Source organism: Allobranchiibius huperziae (genome assembly GCF_013410455.1).
Classification (GTDB): Bacteria; Actinomycetota; Actinomycetes; order Actinomycetales; family Dermatophilaceae; genus Allobranchiibius; species Allobranchiibius huperziae.
In genome coordinates, this window is the sequence record NZ_JACCFW010000001.1 from 2,118,161 (window position 1) to 2,136,777 (window position 18,617).

An 18,617-nucleotide genomic window follows, 5' to 3' on the forward strand; every position below is an offset into this window, starting at 1 on the left:
AGGACGCGCCCGACGGCTCACGGCGTGGGTGCCGAGCCCGGCAGGCGGCGGTGAGAGACACTGACCCGGCAGTCACCGACCCACCCAAGGAGACATCCGACGCATGGCGCGCGGCACCAAGACACCACCTCCCGCGGACGACTTCGTGGAGAACATCACCGACATCGACGTCCAGGACGAGATGCAGACGGCGTACCTGGAGTACGCGTACTCGGTCATCTACTCCCGCGCCATCCCGGACGCGCGCGACGGCCTCAAACCGGTGCAGCGGCGCATCCTCTTCTCGATGGACGAGCTGGGCCTGCGCCCGGACCGCTCGCACGTGAAGTCCTCGCGGGTCATCGGCGAGGTGATGGGCAAGTACCACCCGCACGGTGACCAGCCGATCTACGACAGTCTCGTGCGACTCGCCCAGGACTTCACGATGCGCCTGCCGCTGGTCGACGGGCACGGCAACTTCGGGTCGCTGGACCAGGGCCCGGCGGCCGCGCGGTACACCGAGGCCCGCCTGGCCCCGGCGTCCATGACGATGGTCGCGGCGCTGGATGAGGACACCGTCGACTTCGAGCCCAACTACGACGAGCAGTTCCAGCAGCCGACCGTACTGCCCGCGGCGTTCCCCGCCCTCCTGGTCAACGGCGCGAGCGGCATCGCCGTCGGGATGGCGACCAACATGGCGCCGCACAACCTGGTCGAGGTCGTCGACGCGGCACGCCACCTGATCTCCCACCCGGACTGCTCCCTGGACGACCTGATGAAGTTCGTGCCCGGTCCGGACCTGCCGTGCGGCGGGCAGATCGTCGGCCTGGACGGCATCCGGGACGCCTACCTCTCCGGTCGCGGCAGCTTCCGCACCCGGGCCACTGTGCGCATCGAGAACGTCACTCCCCGCCGCAAGGGGATCGTGGTCACCGAGCTGCCCTACCTCGTCGGGCCCGAGAAGGTCATCGACAAGGTCAAGGACCTGGTGCAGGGCAAGCGGCTGCAGGGCATCGCCGATCTGAAGGACCTCTCGGACCGCACGAAGGGTCTGCAGCTGGTCATCGAGATCAAGAACGGCTTCAACCCCGAGGCGGTGCTCGAACAGCTCTACCGGCTCACCCCGATGGAGGAGTCCTTCGGCATCAACAACGTGGCGCTGGTCGACGGCCAGCCGCGCACGCTGGGCCTGAAGGAGCTGCTGAAGGTCTACGTCGACTTCCGCATCGACGTCGTACGCCGCCGCACCCAGTACCGCCTCGACAAGCGGCTCGACCGGCTGCACCTGGTCGAGGGTCTGCTGATCGCGATCCTGGACATCGACGAGGTCATCCAGGTCATCCGCACCTCGGACGACTCCGGCGCCGCGCGGTCCCGGCTGATCGAGGTCTTCGACCTGTCGGAGGCGCAGGCCAACTACATCCTCGACCTGCAGCTGCGCCGACTGACCAGGGTCTCCCGGATCGAGCTGGAGAAGGAGCAGCAGGAGCTCCTCGAGGCGATCGAGGCGCTGCGGGCGATCCTGGCCGACGAGAAGCTGCTGCACCGCACGGTGTCCAGCGAGTTGGCCGAGATCTCCAAAACCCATGGCACGCCACGTCGTACGACGCTGTTGGAGTCCTCCGGCACACCTGCGGCGGCCGCGTCGCTGGAGGTCGCCGACGACCCCTGTCACGTGCTGCTGTCCTCCACCGGGCTGCTCGCGCGCACCACCACCGCCGACCCGCTGCCCGAGGGGGGCACCCGGCGCAAGCACGACGTGGTGGTGGCCGGGGTGTCGACAACGGCGCGGGGCGAGTTCGGCATGGTGACCTCCACCGGCCGGTTGGTGCGTGTCTCGGCGATCGACCTGCCGACCATGCCTCCGACCAGCGGTGCGCCGGTCCTGTCCGGCGGCGCACCCGTCGGCGCGTACGTCGACCTGACCCCCGGCGAGCAGGTGCTCACCCTGACGTCGCTGCGCGCGGACTCACCCGGGCTGGCGCTCGGCTCGCGTCAGGGTGTGGTCAAGCGGGTCAACACCGACTACCCGAGCAAGGACACCTTCGAGCTGATCACGCTCAAGGAGGGCGACTCCCTTATCGGCGCGGTGGAGCTGCGCACCGGCACCGAGGAGCTCATCTTCGTCACCACCGAGGCGCAGCTGCTGCACTTCAACGCCGATCTCGTGCGCCCGCAGGGGCGTTCGGGTGGCGGAATGGCCGGCATCAAGCTCGGCAGCGGTGACACCGCCGTGTGGTTCGGCGCAGTGGACCCGCAGCTGCCGAACGCCGTCGTGACCGTCGCCGGCAGTGCGGACGCCCTCCCCGGGATGGACAGCGCGACCCCCGGATCGGTCAAGGTCACCGCCTTCGAGGTGTATCCCGGCAAGGGACGTGCCACCGGCGGCGTGCGGGCGCAACGTTTCGTACGCGGTGAGAACGTGCTCGTGCTGGCCTGGGTCGGTCCGACTCCCCCGCGTGCCGCCGGACCGACCGGTACGCCGGTGGACCTGCCCGAGCCCGACGACCGTCGCGACGGCAGCGGTGCACCTGCGGGCGGTCCGATCGCGGCCGTCGGAGGCACGCCCCGCTGACCGCTCCGCGAGTGTCCGCACTTTCGTGCACCCGTCTGCGCGAAAGTGCGGACACTCACTCGCCGGTGACGCCGTCGACCGACTCGCGGATCAGGTCGGCATGCCCGTTGTGCCGGGCGTACTCCTCGATCAGATGCAGGATGACCCAGCGCAGCGAGAAGAGCTCTCCGGTACGACGGCTCGGTCGTGCGCTCAACGTGTCCAAAGCGGTCGGCGAGGCCGCCAGCTCGCGCAGGATGGCGTCGCTGCGCGACCTGGACTCGGCGTATTGAGCCTGCAGTTGCTGCACGCTCCTGCCTGCCGCGGTCGTCATCTCCCAGTCGCTGTCGCCGTCCCAGTCAGCGGACGCCCAGGGCTCGACCGGGTCGGCGCCGAGCAGCACCTCACCGCTCCAGTTGTCCTCCACGAGCGCCAGGTGTGCCATCAGACCGCCCAGCGTGAGCGTCGAGGGCGGGTGGGTCGCCTGCAGCTGGGCCGGCGACAGGCCGTCGACCTTCATCATCAGGGTGTCGCGGTGGTAGTCGAGGAAGCCGAGGAGCGTCTCGAACTCGCTCGCGGCGTGCGGCGGATCGACTCGCGCATCGTGCGAGTCCGGCGTGGTGGTCATGGCCGAGACCCTAGGTCCGGGCGCGGACATGTCCCCGGGGCTGCGAGTGTCCGCACTTTCGTGCACCCGTCGGCACGGAACTGCGGACACTCGCCGACCGGTCGCATGCCGACCGAGCTGTCGGCGGCCGGTGCGAGCATGCCCGCGTGCTGCACACCGTCGCCATCTCGGGCTATCGCTCCATCCGCGACCTGGTGCTGCCCCTGACCGGTCTCGACGTGGTCACCGGGCCCAACGGCAGCGGCAAGTCCAACGTCTACCGGGCGCTGCGCCTGATCAGCGGCCTGGCGACCGACAGCGCGATCAACGCCCTGGCACGGGAGGGCGGCCTGGGGGCCGTGCTGTGGGCCGGTCCGGAGTTCGGCTCCGGCGCCGCGCACGCGGCCGGACACCCGGCGCAGGGCACCCGACGCAAGGGGCCCGTCGCGCTGCGGCTGGGCTTCTCCGGCGACGGGGTCGGGTACGCGGCGGACCTCGGGCTGCCCACTCCGATGGACGTCGGCGAGGACTCGATGTTCCGCCAGGATCCGGTGCTCAAACGGGAGTGGGTCTTCGCCGGGGCGTTCCCCAAGCCGTCGGGACTCCTGGTGGACCGCAACCGGCAGGTGGTGCGGGTGCGCGACGACACCTGGCACGACCTGCCGTATCCCGTCCCCGGGCACCGCAGCGTGCTGTCCGAGGTCGCGGACGGGGCGAGTGCGCCGGAGGTGCTGGGTCTGCGGGACACGTTGCGGGAGTGGCGTTTCTACGACCATCTGCGCACCGACCCGGGTGCTCCGGCTCGACTGCCGCAGGTCGGCACCCGCACCCCGGTCCTGGCGTCGGACGGTGGCGACCTCGCCGCGGCCCTGCGGACCATCCTCGAGTTCGGCCACGGCGATCTGCTGCAGGACGTCGTGCAGGACGCGTTCACCGGTTCGCGGCTCATGATCGAGTCGCGGGACGGCGTCTTCTCCGTGGGGCTGCATCAACCGGGCATGCTGCGGGTGCTCGGGGCCGCCGAGCTGTCCGACGGCACCCTGCGGTTCCTGATGCTCGCCGCAGCGCTGCTGAGCCTGCGCCCGCCCTCGCTGATGGTGCTCAACGAACCCGAGACCAGCCTGCATCCCGACCTCTACCCGGCCCTCGGCGCGTTGATGGCCGCGGCCGCCGCCCAAACCCAGCTCGTCGTGGTGACGCATGCGTCCGACCTCGCCACGTGCATCGAGAACGCCGGCCGTGCGCAGGTCGGGCGGTTGCGGTTGGACAAGGCCGACGGGCAGACCCGGTTGCCCGACTTCGGGATGCTGACCACCCCGCCCTGGGAGTGGCCGCGCCGCTGAACCGAGCGGCTGACGAATGCGGAAATTTCCGCGGTCCGTCGACCGTCATCGCGCTACGGCGGACACTCAGTCGCCGGCAGCCGCGGCCTTCGCCTGCTTCTTCGCCGCCTTCTTGAAGTCGCGCACCTGCTGCAGCGATTCGGGCCCGACGACGTCCGCGACCGAGCGGCGGCTGCCGTCCTCGGCGTACGGGCCGATCGCCTCACGCCATCCCGCCGGCCGGACGTTGAGCTGCTTGCCGAGCAGGGCCGCGAAGATCCGCGCCTTCTGCTGGCCGAAGCCGGGCAGTGCCTGCAGGCGGCGCAGCAATTCGCCCGCATCGCCCGCGGTCGTCCAGAGCCGGGAGGCGTCGCCCTCGTACTGGTCGCGCACGACGACCGCGAGCTCCTGCACCCGGCCCGCCATCGAGCGCCCGTAGCGGTGGATGGCCGGCGGGGTGGAGCACAGATCGGCCCAGGCCTCCGGGTCCTGTTCGGCGATCCGCGCCGGATCCAGCGAGCCGAACCGATCCATGATCTTGGCCGGGCCCCGGAACGCATGCTCCATCGGGTACTGCTGGTCCAACAGCATCCCGACGAGCAACGCGAACGGGTCGGTGCTGAGCAGTTCGTCCGCGCGCTCGTCCTGGGCAATCCGCAGCGTCGTCATATCCGCAGAGGATAGGCGCCCTCACTCCGGCAGTCTCGGCATCTCCCAACCGCCCGACCGCCCGACGTGCACGCCGCGGGTGAGCGCCGTGTTGCCGAAACGCTCCCGGATCTCATCCAGCGTCTGATCGACCCGACCGGATTCGACCGCGTCGAACGGCAGCATGGGCTGCAACCGATCAGGAGTCGTCAGACCGGCGATCGTGATGCCCAGCAACGTGATCCCACGATCTGCAATGAGTGGCGACACCTGCTCCAGCAGCTCCCGACCGACCCGCAGGAACGTCTGGGTGGCCGCCGACGGCAGCGGCAGGGTGCGCGAGCGGGTGATCCGGTTGAAGTCGGCGAGGCGCAGCCGCAGGGTGAACGTCGCTCCCCACCGCCCTGAGTCGCGCAGCCGCCCGCACACCTTCTCCACCAGTCCCATCAGGATCTCGTCGAGCTCGTCGCCGGTACGCGGCCGTCCGCCGATCGCCCGTTGGGCACCCATCGACCGGCGCCGACGCCCGGGCATCACCGGTCGCGGGTCGCGGACGTTCGCCAGCGCCCACAGGTGGTGACCCGCTGCGGCGCCCAGCTCCCCCACCACGGCGTCCTCCCGCGCGGCCGCGAGCTGGCCGATCGTCGCGATCCCGCGCGCGTGCAACTTGGCGGACGTCACCTTGCCCACTCCCCACAGCCGCTCGATCGGCAGCGGATGCAGGAACGCGGTCTCACCACCTGCCGGTACGACGAGCAGCCCGTCGGGTTTGGACACCGCGCTCGCGATCTTCGCGACGAACTTGGTCTGCGCGACCCCCACCGAGATCGGCAGCCCGACCTCGGAGCGCACCCGCGACCGCACCGTGCGCGCGATCAGCTCCGGTGGTCCCACGAGGCGCCGCAGTCCCCCGACGTCCAGGAACGCCTCGTCGATGGAGATCCCCTCGACCACCGGCGTGATGTCGTGGAACACCTCGAACACAGCCCGACTGGCCTGGGTGTACGCGCTCATCCGCGGTGGTACCACCACCAGATCCGGGCACAGACTGCGCGCCGCCCGCTCGCTCATCGCCGTCCGCACGCCGCAGGCCTTGGCCTCGTAGCTGGCCGCGAGCAGGATGCCCCCGCCCACCGCCATCGGGCGGTCGCGCAGCGACGGGTCGTCGCGCTGCTCGACCGAGGCGTAGAACGAGTCCAGGTCGGCGTGCAGGATGGACACGAACACATGTTCGCACCCCCGCAGGCCAGGCGCCAGACCGGTGCCGATCCTCTGCCGGATCGTGACGACGTCCCGACCCGATCCGATGACCGTCGGGCCGTCCGAACGGACGGTGCGGCCCCAGGGGTTCGTGGTGTGTCATGGGTCACAGTCGATGTGATCGGAGCACCATGTCCCAGACGCTGGATCCCACGGAACAGGCCGACGCGGCCGAGCCCGACAGCCCCACCTCCATTGCCGAGGAGTGGTTCGGAGACTTCGAGCGGGCACTGGCCGCCCGCGACGTCCGCGCGGCCGCCGAGCTGTTCGCGACCGAGTCCTACTGGCGCGACCTGATCGCGTTCACCTGGAACCTCAAGACCGTGGAGGGCCGCCGCGGTGTCACGGACCTGCTCTCCAACACCCTGGAGGCCACCGACCCCTCTGGATTCGCGCTCACCGAAGCCGCCGACGAGGCCGACGGCGTGATCACGGCGTGGTTCACCTTCGAGACCGCCGTCGGACGCGGTCGCGGGCTCCTGCGGCTCGTGGACGAGGACGGGCCCAAGGCCTTCACCCTCCTCACCACCTTGTACGAGCTCAAGGGCCACGAGGAGCCGAGGAACGAGCACCGCCCCCAGGGCGCGCAACACGGGGCCACCAAGGACCGTCGGTCGTGGCTGGAGAAGCAGCAGGAGGAGATCGACAGCTTCGGCACCACCACGCAGCCGTACGTACTGGTCGTCGGCGGAGGCCAGGGCGGCATCGGCCTCGGTGCTCGACTGCGTCAGTTGGGAGTGCCCAGCCTGGTGATCGACAAGCACCCGCGCCCGGGCGACCAGTGGCGCAGTCGCTACAAGAGCCTCGCGTTGCACGATCCGGTCTGGTACGACCACCTGCCCTACCTGAAGTTCCCGGAGAACTGGCCGGTGTTCAGCCCGAAGGACAAGATCGCCGACTGGCTGGAGGGCTACACCAAGATCATGGAAGTGCCCTACTGGCCCAGCACGACGGCGACGTCGGCGACCTACTCGCCGCAGACGCAGACCTGGACGGTCGAGGTGGAGAAGGAGGGCAAGCCGTTCACCCTGCGACCCACTCACCTGGTGCTGGCCACCGGGATGTCCGGCAAGCCCAACCTGCCGCAGTACCCCGGTATGGAGGTCTTCCGGGGCGACCAGCACCACTCGTCCGCGCACCCTGGTCCGGACGCCTACGCGGGCAGGAAGTGCGTGGTCATCGGTAGCAACAACAGTGCCTTCGACATCTGCGGTGCGCTGTGGGAGAAGGGCGCCGACGTCACGATGGTGCAGCGCTCCTCGACCCACATCGTGCGCAGCGCCTCGCTGATGGAGTACGGCCTCGGCGACCTCTACTCCGAGCGGGCCCTGAAGGCCGGGGTGACCACGGAGAAGGCGGACCTGATCTTCGCCTCGCTGCCCTACCGGATCATGCACCGCTTCCAGATCCCGGCCTACGAGAAGATGGCCGAGGTCGACAAGGACTTCTACGACCGGCTCGCATCGGCCGGCTTCGATCACGACTGGGGCGACGACGGCTCCGGCCTGTTCATGAAGTACCTGCGCCGCGGATCCGGCTACTACATCGACGTGGGCTCGGCGGACCTGGTCGCGAACGGTGACGTGAAGCTCGCACACGGCAACGTGGACCACCTCACCGAGGACGCGGTGGTGCTGGAGGACGGCACCCGGCTGCCGGCCGATCTGGTCGTCTACGCGACCGGCTACGGGTCGATGAACGGGTGGGCGGCAGACCTGATCGACCAGGAGACCGCCGACCGGCTCGGCAAGGTCTGGGGACTGGGCTCGGACACCACCAAGGACCCCGGCCCCTGGGAGGGCGAGCAGCGCAACATGTGGAAGCCGACCAACGTCGAGCACCTCTGGATGCACGGCGGCAACCTGCATCAGTCACGGCACTACTCGCTCTATCTGGCGCTGCAGCTGAAGGCCCGCTTCGAGGGCCTCGACACGCCGGTCTACGCGCTGCAGGAGGTGCACCACACCGGCTGAGCACCGCGGTCGTCAGCAGATTCCTGGCGTCGGCACCAGGAAGACGCTGACAACCGAGTTCAGACGTCGATGCGTTCCTTGTCCAGCGCAGCGGCCGAGTCGACGATGAAGTCCTTGCGCGGCGCCACATCGCTGCCCATCAGCAGGTCGAAGACCGACTCGGCCTTCTCCGCGTCCGCCATCGTGACGCGGCGCAGCATCCGGTGCCGCGGCTCCATCGTGGTCTCGGCCAGCTGGTCGGCGTCCATCTCGCCGAGGCCTTTGTAGCGCTGCGGCGTCTTGATGGTCCGCCCGCGCTTCTGCAGCTGCCCGATGGTCTGGCGCATCTGCGCCTCGGAGTAGGTGTAGAGCACCTCCCCCTTGGAGCGGCCCTGCGCGGTGGTCTCGATGCGGTGCAGCGGAGGTACGGCGGCGTACACCTTGCCGGCCTGGACCAGGGGGCGCATGTAGCGGAAGAACAGAGTGAGCAGCAGGGTGCGGATGTGCGCGCCGTCGACGTCGGCGTCGGTCATCAGGATGACCTTGCCGTAGCGGGCGGCCTCGACCTCGAAGCTGCGCCCGGACCCCGCACCGATGACCTGGATGATCGCGGCGCACTCGGCGTTCTTCAGCATGTCGCCGACCGAGGCCTTCTGCACGTTGAGGATCTTGCCCCGGATCGGCAGGAGCGCCTGGTACTCCGAGTCGCGGGCGGCCAGCCCGGTGCCGAGCGCGCTGTCGCCCTCGACGATGAACAGCTCGGTGCGCTCCACGTCGGTGGAACGGCAGTCCTTCAGCTTGCCCGGCAGCGACGAGCTCTCCAGTGCGGTCTTGCGGCGCTGGGTCTCCTTCATGGTGCGCGCGCTGATGCGCGCCTTCATCTCGGAGACGACCTTCTCCAGCAGCTGCGCGGACTGCGTCTTGAGGTCGCGGGTCGTGGCGCTGAGAGTGGCGCTCAGTTGGGTCTCCACGACCTTCGCGACGATGGCGCGCACGGCCGAGGTGCCGAGGATCTCCTTGGTCTGCCCCTCGAACTGCGGCTCGGCCAGGCGCACGGTGACGACCGCGGTGAGGCCCGCCATCATGTCGTCCTTCTCCGGCTTGTCCGAGCCGATCTTCAGCCTGCGGGCGTTGGCCTCCAGCTGCTTGCGGAACGCCTTGACCAGGCCCTGCTCGAAACCGGCGATGTGCGTGCCGCCTTTGGGGGTCGCCACGATGTTGACGAACGAGGACACGGTGGTCTCGTAGCCGCTGCCCCAGCGCAGCGCCACGTCGACGACGGCCTCGCGCTCCACCTCCTGGGAGCTCATGTGACCGAGCTCGTCGAGCACCGGCACCGTCTCGGTGAACGTGCCCGATCCCTGCAGGCGCCAGGTGCCGGTCAGCGGAGTGTCGGGAGCCAGGAAGTCGGTGAACTCCGAGATACCGCCGTCGTGGTGGTAGATCTCCTCGTGCGGCCCGTCCGCGCCGGGGGTGCCGGCCAGGCGTCGTTCGTCGCGGATGACCACCCGCAGACCAGGGATGAGGAACGAGGTCTGCCGCGCGCGCGCCGCGAGCACCGTGTCGTCGAAGTGGGTGTCCTTGGGGAAGACCTGATGGTCGGCCCAATAGCGGATCCGGGTGCCGGTCACGCCCCGCTTGACCTTGCCCACCACCCGCAGCTCGCTGCGGTCGACGAACGGCGTGAACGGGCTGTCCGGACCGGTGCCCGCTTTGTCGTCGAAGACACCGGGCTCACCGCGCCGGAAGCTCATCGCGTGGGTCTTGCCGTCACGGTCGATCTCGATGTCCAGCCTGCTGGACAGCGCGTTGACGACCGACGCACCGACGCCGTGCAGTCCGCCGGTGGCGGTGTAGGAGCTGCCGCCGAACTTGCCGCCCGCGTGCAGCTTGGTCATCACGACCTCGACGCCGGACAACCCGGTGCGCGGCTCGGCGTCGACGGGGATACCGCGGCCCCGGTCGACGACCTGCACGGACCCGTCCTGGTGCAGCACCACGTCGATGCGGTCGCCGTGCCCGTTCAGCACCTCGTCGACCGAGTTGTCGATGATCTCCCACAGGCAGTGCATGAGGCCGCGCGAATCGGTGGAGCCGATGTACATGCCCGGCCGCTTGCGGACCGCCTCCAGACCCTCGAGGACCTGCAGGTGCCGCGCCGAATAGTCACCGGCCCGGTCCACGCCCTGCTTGCTGCCTGCCACCCGCCACTCCTCCGCCCGCAGTCGTGCCGCGGTCTCGTGTCCTTGGAATCTGCTCGTCGAGAGCTACTGGCGGGCAGGCTATCCCGGCCCGGTGACAGGTGATGCGCACCACACGCGGGCCAGCTACCACTGGGGAATGGCATTGCATGCTTGACTGTTGATCGTGTCGAAGGGCGAAACCCGATCCGGGAACATCTCGGCTTCGAATGACGTCCTAGGTACGCGGCCCACGTGGGCCAACCGCCGTAGGCGCCCGCAGGCGTCCCGACGAAAGGATGAACGACCATGGCAACAGCCTTCGCCCCGACTCTGACAGCGGCCGACCGGTGTGACCGGTGCGGCGCCCAGGCCTTCATCCGTGCACGCCTCGCCGAAGACCACGAGTTGCTCTTCTGCGCGCACCACGGTCGTGAGCACATCGACAAGTTGCGCGCCGTCGCCCTCGAGGTCGTCGACGAGACCGAGCGTCTCGACGAGACCCCCTCGACACCGCAGGTCTGATCGGCCGCGGGACGGTCATCGTCCCCGGCCACGGACACGCCCGCTCCGCATCCGCGGGGCGGGCGTCGTCATGTCCGATGAGAGAGGCACGTCATGCAGACCGCCACCGTCCTCGCCGCGGTGCTGATCGTCGTCGGGACGCTCGGGGTGCTGATCCCGGTGTTGCCGGGGACGCTGCTGTGCGTGGCGGGCGTGCTGCTCTGGTCGGCGACGACCGGCGGAGCCACGGCATGGTCGATCTTCGCGGGGAGCGTCGTGCTCGCGCTGGTCGGCTGGACGTGCAAGTACCTGCTGCCCGGTCGGCGCCTCAGCTCCGCCGGTGTCCCCCGGGCCACCATGCTGGTCGGGACCGTGTGTGCCGTCGTGGGGTTCTTCGTGATCCCGTACGTCGGACTCGCGCTGGGCTTCGTAATCGGGGTCTACGTGGCCGAGCACGCCCGTCTACGGGATGCCGTCGCTGCGCGGCGAGCCACGGCGGCCGCCGTGCGGGCGGTGTTGATGAGCGTGGGGATCGAACTGTCGACAGCTACGGCGATCGCCGTGCTGTGGGTGTGCGGCCTGCTGCTCACCCGCTGATGCGGGGAGGGCGTGCTACCAGCCGGAGCCGCCTCGACGGCGTTCCCACCGCTGCTCGACCCGTTGCATGAAGCCGCCCTGTGGTCCGTTGCCGCGCCCTGCGGACCGGCGCCGACGACGCCGGTTCAGCCGCTGCACCCCGCCGTCGGGCTGCACCGATCCGAGCGAGGGTCCACCGGGGCCGGTCGGGCTCACTGCGTACGCGGCGGCACCCACCATCACCGCGAAACCGAGCGCACCCACCGGGACCACTCGGATGAGGATGCCGGCCACGAGGGTGGCGACACCGACGACCAACAGGACAGCGCCCAAAGCGAGTCGCCGTCGGGCGCGGGCCCGAGCAGGGTCGGCCACCATGTGCGACGCGAACTTGGGATCATCGGCGCTCAACGCCTCTTCCATCTGTTCGAGCAGACGCTGCTCGCGCTCGGAGAGCGGCACGGTGACCTCCCGACGATTCGTCATGGGCAAGAAGTTCGCGAAGGGCCATCGCGGACCATGGACCCAAGAATAAGTGTCGCATCCCACACGCGTCTGCGAATGGGTCGGGACACCTTTTCCTCCTCATCTTACGGCCGTCGGAGCGGGCTGACGTACCCCGGAAGGGGTGTATACATCGGCAGCCCCAGCCGGGACAGGACCAGCTCCAGGAACATCTCCGCCTGACGCACCAGATCGTCGGCCTCCCGGGCCGTCAGATGTGCCCGCCCGCGCTCCGCGCTCGCTCCCCGCGCGCTGGTGAGGGCGAAGAACTCCGCCCACTCGGTGAGCTCCGGGACGCCGGCGACGAGCGTGGTCCACACGTCGCGGCGGGCCGACCGCCGTCGCGTCGAGATCCGGTTCGCCACCAGGGCGGTGGCCGCCCGCAGCGCGCCGAGCTGGGCCAGTGCGTAGCGCTCGGTGGTGCCGTTGCTGTGACACGCCTCCAGGAGCGCCTCCCGTGCGCGGTCGACGAGCTCCAGCACCGCCACCGACGACGCTCCGCCGGTGCTGTCGGCGACAGGCGGGACACTGCGAGGCGCGGGACTTCGCGCAGGGCGGGAGAGGGTGGGGGCGTCGGGGGTGATGGGCATGGTCGATGTGCTGGGCATGACGGCCTCGCTTCGTCGTATCGAACGTCTGTTCGACGACTCTATGCCGTGCCACCGACAGCGGCAATGCCCGCCGACGTGCCGGGCGGGGCCCTAGCCCGAGACGGCGCCGACCGGCACGGCGCTCCTGCCCGACGCCAGGTTGCGGTAGACCTCCAGCGTCGCGGTCGACCGGTTCATCGTGATGAAGTGGATGCCCGGCGCGCCCTCGTCGAGCAACCGGTCGGCGTGCTCGGTGCAGATCGCCACACCGACCCGTCGCACTGCCTCCTTGTCGTGCGCGACCTGCTCGATCCGGCGTACGACGTCGGCCGCGAGCGGCTGACCGTTAAGCTTGGTCATCCGATCCAACTGGCTCGCGTAGGTCACGGGCATCAGGCCCGGCACGATCGGTAGATCCCGCCCGCGCGCGGCAACCAGGTCGCGCAACCGCAGGTAGGCATCCACGTCGGTGACCATCTGGGTGATGGCGAACGACGCCCCGGCGTCGGCCTTGCGCACCAGCGCGTCGGCGTCGTCCTCGAGGCTGCGCGACTCCGGGTGCTTGTCAGGAAAGGCCGCGACACCCACCGTGAACGAGCCGAGCGATCCGATCAGACCGACGAGCTGATCCGCGTGGTCCAGGCCCTCCGGGTGCGCGGTCCACGGGGTGCCGAGGCCGCCGGCGGGATCACCGCGCAGCGCCAGGATGTTGCGGATGCCGGCGTCGGCGTACTCCCCGACCACCTGCCGCAGCGATGCCAGCGAGGACCCGACACAGGTCAGGTGCGCCATCGTCGTGAGGGTGGTCTCCCGCTGGATGCGGCCGGTCACCCGCACGGTGCCGTCACGGGTCGAACCCCCCGCGCCGTAGGTGACCGACACGAACGACGGGCGCACCTGCTCCAGCCTGCGGATCGACTCCCACAACACGGCCTCGCCCGCCTCGTCGCGGGGCGGCATGAACTCGAAGCTGAAGCTGGGCGGCCCGGCGGACAGCAGATCGGGGATGCTCACGCGCGCGCCGACGGTCCGGCGCGCATGCTCGCCGGGCCGTGGGGGTAAGCGTCCGGGAACGGCCTCTGACATGCGACGATGATAGAGGTGCGTGCGCCAACTACGCTGCGGGACAACAGCCCGCGAGATCCACCGGAAGGACAGCCCGTGCCGGACCCGTTGGATGTCGCGGATCTGCGCGTCCGGGTGCAGGCGGTGCTCGACACCGCGCAGGCGCGTCAGCGCGACGTGCTCGCGCCGCTCGGACCCGACGTCGCCGAGTTGTCCGACGGGATCTTCCAGCTCCTGCGCGGAGGCAAGCGACTGCGCGCGGCATTCCTCTACTGGGGCTACCGCGCGGCCGGCGGGCGCGACAGCGACGCCCTGGTCCAGGTCGCCACGTCGATGGAGATGTTCCAGGCGGCGGCACTCATCCACGACGACGTGATGGACCATTCCGACACGCGACGGGGTATGCCGACCGCGCACCGCCGCCTCGCCGCTCGCCACGCCCGGGAGGGCTGGGAGGGCGACGGCGAGGACTTCGGCAACGCCGGGGCCATCCTCGCCGGGGACCTGTGCCTGGTGTGGACCGATGAGCTGTTCGTGGGCAGCGGTCTGCCGCACGCCGAGCTCGCCCGCGGCCGGGACCAGTTCGACGCGATGCGCACGCAGCTGATGGGCGGCCAGTTCCTCGACGTGCTGGACTCGGTGCGCGACTGGGCGACGCTGACCACCGATGAGCGGATCGAGGAAGCGCTTCGCGTCGTTCGTTACAAGAGCGCCAACTACACCGTGGTCCAACCGCTGCTGATCGGAGCCGACTGCGCCGGGGTCGGCGCCTCGACGCGCTCGGCGCTCGCGGCGTACGGAACGGCCCTCGGCGACGCCTTCCAGCTGCGCGACGACCTGCTCGGGGTCTTCGGCGACCCCGAGCAGACGGGCAAACCGGCCGGGGACGACCTGCTCGAGGGCAAGCGCACGGCGCTCGTCGCCTTCGCGCTCGATGACGTCGCCCCGGCGGATCTGAGCCGGTTCACGGCGCTCTTCGGGTCGCCGGACCTGGACGAGGAGCAGGTGGCGTGGCTGCGCGACCTGTGCAAACGCTCGGGTGCGGTCGACCGGGTCGAAGGGATGATCCAGGAGCGGGTGCTCGTCGCGCGGGAGCAGCTGCGCGGTGCCGTGCTCGACGAGGAGTCCGCCGTGATCCTGCACGATCTGATCGACGTCGCGACGGCGCGCGACTCCTGACCGGGCGGGTCAGAAGGCCAGTTCGCTCGCGCGCTTGCGGATCTCGGCCTTGCGACCCGCCAGCAGCATGTGGATGGGCGCCCCCGGCAGCGGAAGCGTCTCGTCCGGGGTGAACAGCCACTCCAGCGCCTCCTCATCCGGCAGGCGCGCGTCGCGCAGGACCGTGACCGTGCCCTGCAGCGAGGGCAGGATCTCCCCGTCCCGGACGAACGCCGCAGGCACGCCGATCGCGGCGTTGGGGCCGACGCGGTGCGAGAGCAAGTCGCCGTCGGTGATCATCTTGCGCACCTGTCGCTGGCGCAGCCCGATCGCCTCGGCCACCTCCGGCACCGAGAGCCACTCCCCCACCAGGTCCTCCAGATCAGCCATGGCGCCAGTTTCCCATGCGCCGCGCCTCCCGATGACCCACAAGGTCGCTTCGTAGACTGCGACGGTGCCGCCCACCGCATCGCCGTCTCTCGTCGGCCGCCGCGTCGACGGGCGGTACCAGGTGCTGCACCACCTCGCCGACGGGGGGATGGGGTCCGTCTACGTCGCCCTCGACGAGCGACTGGACCGGCACGTCGCCCTGAAGATCATGCGCCCGGATCTGGCCCGTGACGAGGCGTTCGTCGAGCGGTTCCGTCGCGAGGCGCGGTCCGCGGCCCGGCTGTCGCACCCCAACATCGTGGCCGTCACCGACCAGGGCCAGGACGAGCAGTACGTCTTCATCGCGATGGAGCTGGTGGAGGGCACCACGCTGCGCGAACTGCTGCGCGCCTCTGCGCCCCTGTCGGCCCGCCGCACCCTCGACATCGCAGGCGGCATCCTCGCGGCGATCGCCGTCGCCCACCGTGCCGGCATCGTGCACCGCGACATCAAGCCCGAGAACGTCCTGCTGCGCGACGACGGCACGGTCAAGGTGGTCGACTTCGGCCTCGCCCGAGCCGTGACGACCCACACCTTCAGCACGGACGCCAGCGTGATGTTCGGTACGGCGGCGTACCTGGCGCCCGAGCAGGTCGAGACCGGCACGGCGAGCGAACGCTCCGACGTCTACACGGTCGGCCTGCTGGTCTACGAGATGCTGACCGGCGCGAAGGCGTTCCCGGGCGACTCCCCCATCCACGTCGCCTACCAGCACGTGCACGGCACGGTCCCCCGCGCCGGGGCGGTCGTGCCCACCGTGCCGCCGGTGCTGGACGAGTTCATCGCCCACGCGACGGCGACCGACCCCGACGAGCGCCCGGCGGACGCGGCGGAGATGCTGGATCACCTGCAGGCCGCCCAGCGCAGTCTGAGCCCCGACCAGCTCGATGCGTTGCCGGCCGCGGGCGGCGACGGGTCGGACCCTCAGGTCGCCCACACCTCACGGCTCGGCACCGACAGCACCCACGCGCTCGGCCGGTACGACGGGTCGCCGGCGGCGCTCTCGGGCACGTCGCGCCGACGGGGTGCCCGACCATTCGTCCTCGCCGTGGTCGGCGCCCTGGTGCTCGCGCTCATCGTGGCGGGCGGCTGGCTCTTCACCGCCGGCCCGCTCGGCGAGGAGAAGGTGCCCGACGTCGTCGGTCGTCAGCAGGGCGCAGCGCTCGCCGCGTTGCACGCCCACCACCTGGACAGCGCGGTGCGCGAGGTCTACAGCGAATCAGTCCCCAAGGGCGCGGTGGTCGCGAGCGAGCCGGGCGCGGGAGCGCAGGTACGCCGGATCGGCTCGGTCACGCTTCAGGTGTCTCGCGGGCCCGAACGGCACGAGGTGCCCACGCTTGTCGGCAACACCCAGGCGCAGGCCCAGGCTGCGCTCACCGCGGCCCACCTTGCGCTCGGCACGGTGGGCGACGGCTACAGCGAGACGGTGCCGGCCGGCCGGGTGATCAGCTCGAACCCAGCGGCGGGTGCCTCCCTCAAGCGAGGCACCCAGGTCGCCCTGGTGGTCAGCAAGGGCCGGGAGCCCATCGCGATCCCGAACGTCGTCGGCGTCTCCGGCAGCGACGCCACGAGCACGCTGAACGGGCTCGGCTTCACCGTGCAGCAGGGCACCCAGCAGTTCAGCGACACCGTCGCCCAGGGAGACGTCATCAGCCAGACTCCCTCGACCGGCACCGGCTACCGCGGTGACAGCGTCTCCCTCGTCATCTCCAAGGGCCCGGAGCTGATCACCGTCCCCGACGTGACCGGCCAGACCAGTCAGAAGGCGAAGGCCGCGCTGGAGGCGCTCGGGCTCAAGGTCACGATCAACCGCTTCTTCGGCGGGTTGTTCAACGACGTCCGGGCGAGCGACCCCTCGCCGGGCACCAGGGTGCGCAAGGGCAGCACCGTCACACTGTCGGTCGTGTGAGCCCTTCGGCGCGGGCGCTCAGCATTTGCGCCACGAGGAACGCCAGCTCCAGGCTCTGCTGGTGGTTCAGCCGCGGGTCGCACGCCGTCTCGTAGCGCTTCTCCAGGTCACCGGCCAGGATCTTCTCGGACCCGCCGAGGCATTCGGTGACGTCGGTGCCGGTGAGCTCGACGTGGATGCCGCCGGGGATGGTGCCAAGGCCCTGGTGCACCTCGAAGAAGCCCTGCACCTCCGCGATGATGTCGTCGAACTCCCGGGTCTTGTAGCCGGTCGAGGACTCGAAGGTGTTGCCGTGCATCGGGTCGCAGACCCAGACGACCTTCGCGCCCTCGGAGGTCACCCGCTCCACGATCCGCGGCAGCGCGTCGTGGATCTTGCCCGCGCCCATCCGGGTGATGAAGGTGAGTCGGCCGGGCTCGCGCTCAGGGTCGAGCTTGTCGATGACCCGCATCAGCTCGTCGGGGTCGGCGGTCGGTCCGACCTTCATGCCGATCGGGTTGTGGATGCGGGAGACGAAGTCCAGGTGTGCACCGTCCAGCTGGCGGGTGCGTTCGCCGACCCACAGGAAGTGCCCGGACACGGCGTACGGGTTGCCGGTGCGGCTGTCGATACGGGTGAGCGGCTTCTCGTAGTCCAGCAGCAGCGCTTCGTGGCTGGCGAAGAACTCCACGGCGCGCAGCGCGTCGAAGTCGGCGCCGCACGCGGCCATGAACTTCATCGCGCGGTCGATGTCGGAGGCGATGCTCTCGTAGCGCGCGTAGGCGCTGTTGGCGATGAAGCCGCGGTTCCACTCGTGCACGTGCCGCAGATCGGCGAAACCGCCCTGGGTGAACGCCCGCACGAGGTTCAGCGTGGACGCGCTCGTGTGGTACGCCTGCACCAGGCGCCGCGGGTCCGGCGTGCGGGACTCCTGCGTGAACGCGAAGTCGTTGACCATGTCGCCCCGGTACGCCGGCAGCGTCACGTCGCCGCGGGTCTCGCTGCCGCTGCTGCGCGGTTTGGCGTACTGACCGGCGATCCGACCCACCTTGATCACGGGGGTGCTGGCGCCGTAGGTGAGGACCGCGGCCATCTGCAGGATCGTCTTGATCCGGTCGCGGATGCCGTCGGCCGTCGCGGCGGAGAACATCTCGGCGCAGTCGCCGCCCTGCAGCAGGAATGCCTCGCCGCGGGAGGCCGCGGCCAGCCGCTGCCGCAGCACGTCGCACTCACCCGCGAACACCAGCGGGGGCGCGGCAGCCAGCTCGGCCCGAGCGGCCGCCAGGGCGTCCTGGTCGGGCCACTGCGGCTGCTGTGCGGCAGGAAGGTCGGCCCACTGCGGCAGGGATGAGGGCTCGTGGGACGCCGCGGCGGACAGGGTGGGACTGATGATGCTCACCG

The 18,617-nt window shown here is 70.2% G+C and carries 16 protein-coding genes; 7 read left to right on the forward strand and 9 right to left on the reverse strand.

The window, feature by feature from the left end; genetic code table 11:
• Nucleotides 1-103 precede the first annotated feature (103 nt).
• Complete coding sequence (locus HNR15_RS09980) at nt 104-2,554, forward strand: DNA gyrase/topoisomerase IV subunit A (RefSeq protein ID WP_179481352.1); 2,451 nt, start codon at nt 104-106, stop codon at nt 2,552-2,554.
• A gap of 55 nt (nt 2,555-2,609) precedes the next feature.
• Here the strand turns inward: HNR15_RS09980 and HNR15_RS09985 are convergent, their stop codons facing one another.
• Complete coding sequence (locus HNR15_RS09985) at nt 2,610-3,161, reverse strand: DinB family protein (RefSeq protein ID WP_179481354.1); 552 nt, start codon at nt 3,159-3,161, stop codon at nt 2,610-2,612.
• A 146-nt stretch (nt 3,162-3,307) separates the two neighbouring features.
• Here HNR15_RS09985 and HNR15_RS09990 point away from each other — a divergent pair, with 146 nt between their 5' ends.
• Nucleotides 3,308-4,483 (forward strand): AAA family ATPase, encoded by a 1,176-nt coding sequence (locus HNR15_RS09990; protein ID WP_179481356.1) that lies wholly within the window; start codon nt 3,308-3,310, stop codon nt 4,481-4,483.
• A gap of 66 nt (nt 4,484-4,549) precedes the next feature.
• On the opposite strand, the gene HNR15_RS09995 is transcribed toward HNR15_RS09990, so the two are convergent.
• Both HNR15_RS09995 and dinB read right to left on the reverse strand, forming a co-directional pair.
• A complete protein-coding gene (locus tag HNR15_RS09995) occupies nt 4,550-5,131 on the reverse strand; it encodes an HhH-GPD-type base excision DNA repair protein (RefSeq protein ID WP_179481358.1) in 582 nt (193 codons plus the stop codon).
• Nucleotides 5,132-5,152: 21 nt separating this feature from the next.
• Entirely contained in the window at nt 5,153-6,331 is a 1,179-nt protein-coding gene (dinB, locus tag HNR15_RS10000; RefSeq protein WP_343048496.1) for a DNA polymerase IV, read from the reverse strand.
• 170 nt (nt 6,332-6,501) lie between these two features.
• On the opposite strand from dinB, the gene HNR15_RS10005 reads away from it, so the two are divergent.
• Nucleotides 6,502-8,343, forward strand: coding sequence for an NAD(P)/FAD-dependent oxidoreductase (locus tag HNR15_RS10005; protein ID WP_179481362.1), 1,842 nt, complete (start codon nt 6,502-6,504; stop codon nt 8,341-8,343).
• Nucleotides 8,344-8,402: 59 nt separating this feature from the next.
• Here HNR15_RS10005 and HNR15_RS10010 read toward each other — a convergent pair whose 3' ends face one another.
• Nucleotides 8,403-10,526: a DNA gyrase/topoisomerase IV subunit B gene (locus HNR15_RS10010; RefSeq protein WP_343048497.1), complete on the reverse strand. Its 2,124-nt coding sequence runs from the start codon at nt 10,524-10,526 to the stop codon at nt 8,403-8,405.
• Nucleotides 10,527-10,811: 285 nt separating this feature from the next.
• Between HNR15_RS10010 and HNR15_RS10015 the strand changes: the two genes are divergently transcribed.
• The gene (locus HNR15_RS10015) at nt 10,812-11,027 is read left to right on the forward strand and encodes a DUF7455 domain-containing protein (protein WP_179481364.1); all 216 of its coding nucleotides are present in this window, start codon (nt 10,812-10,814) and stop codon (nt 11,025-11,027) included.
• 93 nt (nt 11,028-11,120) lie between these two features.
• Entirely contained in the window at nt 11,121-11,603 is a 483-nt protein-coding gene (locus tag HNR15_RS10020; RefSeq protein ID WP_179481366.1) for a DUF456 domain-containing protein, read from the forward strand.
• A 15-nt stretch (nt 11,604-11,618) separates the two neighbouring features.
• Here the strand turns inward: HNR15_RS10020 and HNR15_RS10025 are convergent, their stop codons facing one another.
• From HNR15_RS10025 to metF, 3 genes are all read right to left on the reverse strand, one after another.
• Complete coding sequence (locus tag HNR15_RS10025; protein WP_208052270.1) at nt 11,619-12,068, reverse strand: DUF3040 domain-containing protein; 450 nt, start codon at nt 12,066-12,068, stop codon at nt 11,619-11,621.
• Nucleotides 12,069-12,172: 104 nt separating this feature from the next.
• Complete coding sequence (locus HNR15_RS10030; protein WP_246305913.1) at nt 12,173-12,694, reverse strand: SAV_6107 family HEPN domain-containing protein; 522 nt, start codon at nt 12,692-12,694, stop codon at nt 12,173-12,175.
• 93 nt (nt 12,695-12,787) lie between these two features.
• On the reverse strand, nt 12,788-13,690 hold the full coding sequence (gene metF, locus HNR15_RS10035) for a methylenetetrahydrofolate reductase [NAD(P)H] (RefSeq protein WP_343048498.1): 903 nt from the start codon (nt 13,688-13,690) through the stop codon (nt 12,788-12,790).
• 147 nt (nt 13,691-13,837) lie between these two features.
• Here metF and HNR15_RS10040 point away from each other — a divergent pair, with 147 nt between their 5' ends.
• On the forward strand, nt 13,838-14,920 hold the full coding sequence (locus HNR15_RS10040) for a polyprenyl synthetase family protein (RefSeq protein WP_343048499.1): 1,083 nt from the start codon (nt 13,838-13,840) through the stop codon (nt 14,918-14,920).
• Nucleotides 14,921-14,929: 9 nt separating this feature from the next.
• Here the strand turns inward: HNR15_RS10040 and HNR15_RS10045 are convergent, their stop codons facing one another.
• On the reverse strand, nt 14,930-15,289 hold the full coding sequence (locus HNR15_RS10045) for an Rv2175c family DNA-binding protein (protein WP_179481372.1): 360 nt from the start codon (nt 15,287-15,289) through the stop codon (nt 14,930-14,932).
• Nucleotides 15,290-15,353: 64 nt separating this feature from the next.
• On the opposite strand from HNR15_RS10045, the gene pknB reads away from it, so the two are divergent.
• Nucleotides 15,354-17,237, forward strand: coding sequence for a Stk1 family PASTA domain-containing Ser/Thr kinase (gene pknB, locus HNR15_RS10050; RefSeq protein WP_343048500.1), 1,884 nt, complete (start codon nt 15,354-15,356; stop codon nt 17,235-17,237).
• On the opposite strand, the gene HNR15_RS10055 is transcribed toward pknB, so the two are convergent.
• Nucleotides 17,218-18,606 carry a class II 3-deoxy-7-phosphoheptulonate synthase gene (locus tag HNR15_RS10055; RefSeq protein ID WP_343048609.1) on the reverse strand — a complete coding sequence of 463 codons (1,389 nt, stop codon included), beginning with the start codon at nt 18,604-18,606 and terminating at the stop codon, nt 17,218-17,220. The genes pknB and HNR15_RS10055 overlap by 20 nt on opposite strands.
• Nucleotides 18,607-18,617 lie beyond the last annotated feature (11 nt).

Excerpts from the sequence above, each read along its gene's own strand:
- HNR15_RS09980 (WP_179481352.1), top strand. The coding sequence starts at position 104 with ATGGCGCGCGGCACCAAGACACCACCTCCCGCGGACGACTTCGTGGAG.
- HNR15_RS09985 (WP_179481354.1), bottom strand. The coding sequence starts at position 3,161 with ATGACCACCACGCCGGACTCGCACGATGCGCGAGTCGATCCGCCGCAC.
- HNR15_RS09995 (WP_179481358.1), bottom strand. The coding sequence starts at position 5,131 with ATGACGACGCTGCGGATTGCCCAGGACGAGCGCGCGGACGAACTGCTC.
- HNR15_RS10005 (WP_179481362.1), top strand. The coding sequence starts at position 6,502 with ATGTCCCAGACGCTGGATCCCACGGAACAGGCCGACGCGGCCGAGCCC.
- HNR15_RS10015 (WP_179481364.1), top strand. The coding sequence starts at position 10,812 with ATGGCAACAGCCTTCGCCCCGACTCTGACAGCGGCCGACCGGTGTGAC.
- HNR15_RS10020 (WP_179481366.1), top strand. The coding sequence starts at position 11,121 with ATGCAGACCGCCACCGTCCTCGCCGCGGTGCTGATCGTCGTCGGGACG.
- HNR15_RS10025 (WP_208052270.1), bottom strand. The coding sequence starts at position 12,068 with ATGACGAATCGTCGGGAGGTCACCGTGCCGCTCTCCGAGCGCGAGCAG.
- HNR15_RS10030 (WP_246305913.1), bottom strand. The coding sequence starts at position 12,694 with ATGCCCAGCACATCGACCATGCCCATCACCCCCGACGCCCCCACCCTC.
- HNR15_RS10045 (WP_179481372.1), bottom strand. The coding sequence starts at position 15,289 with ATGGCTGATCTGGAGGACCTGGTGGGGGAGTGGCTCTCGGTGCCGGAG.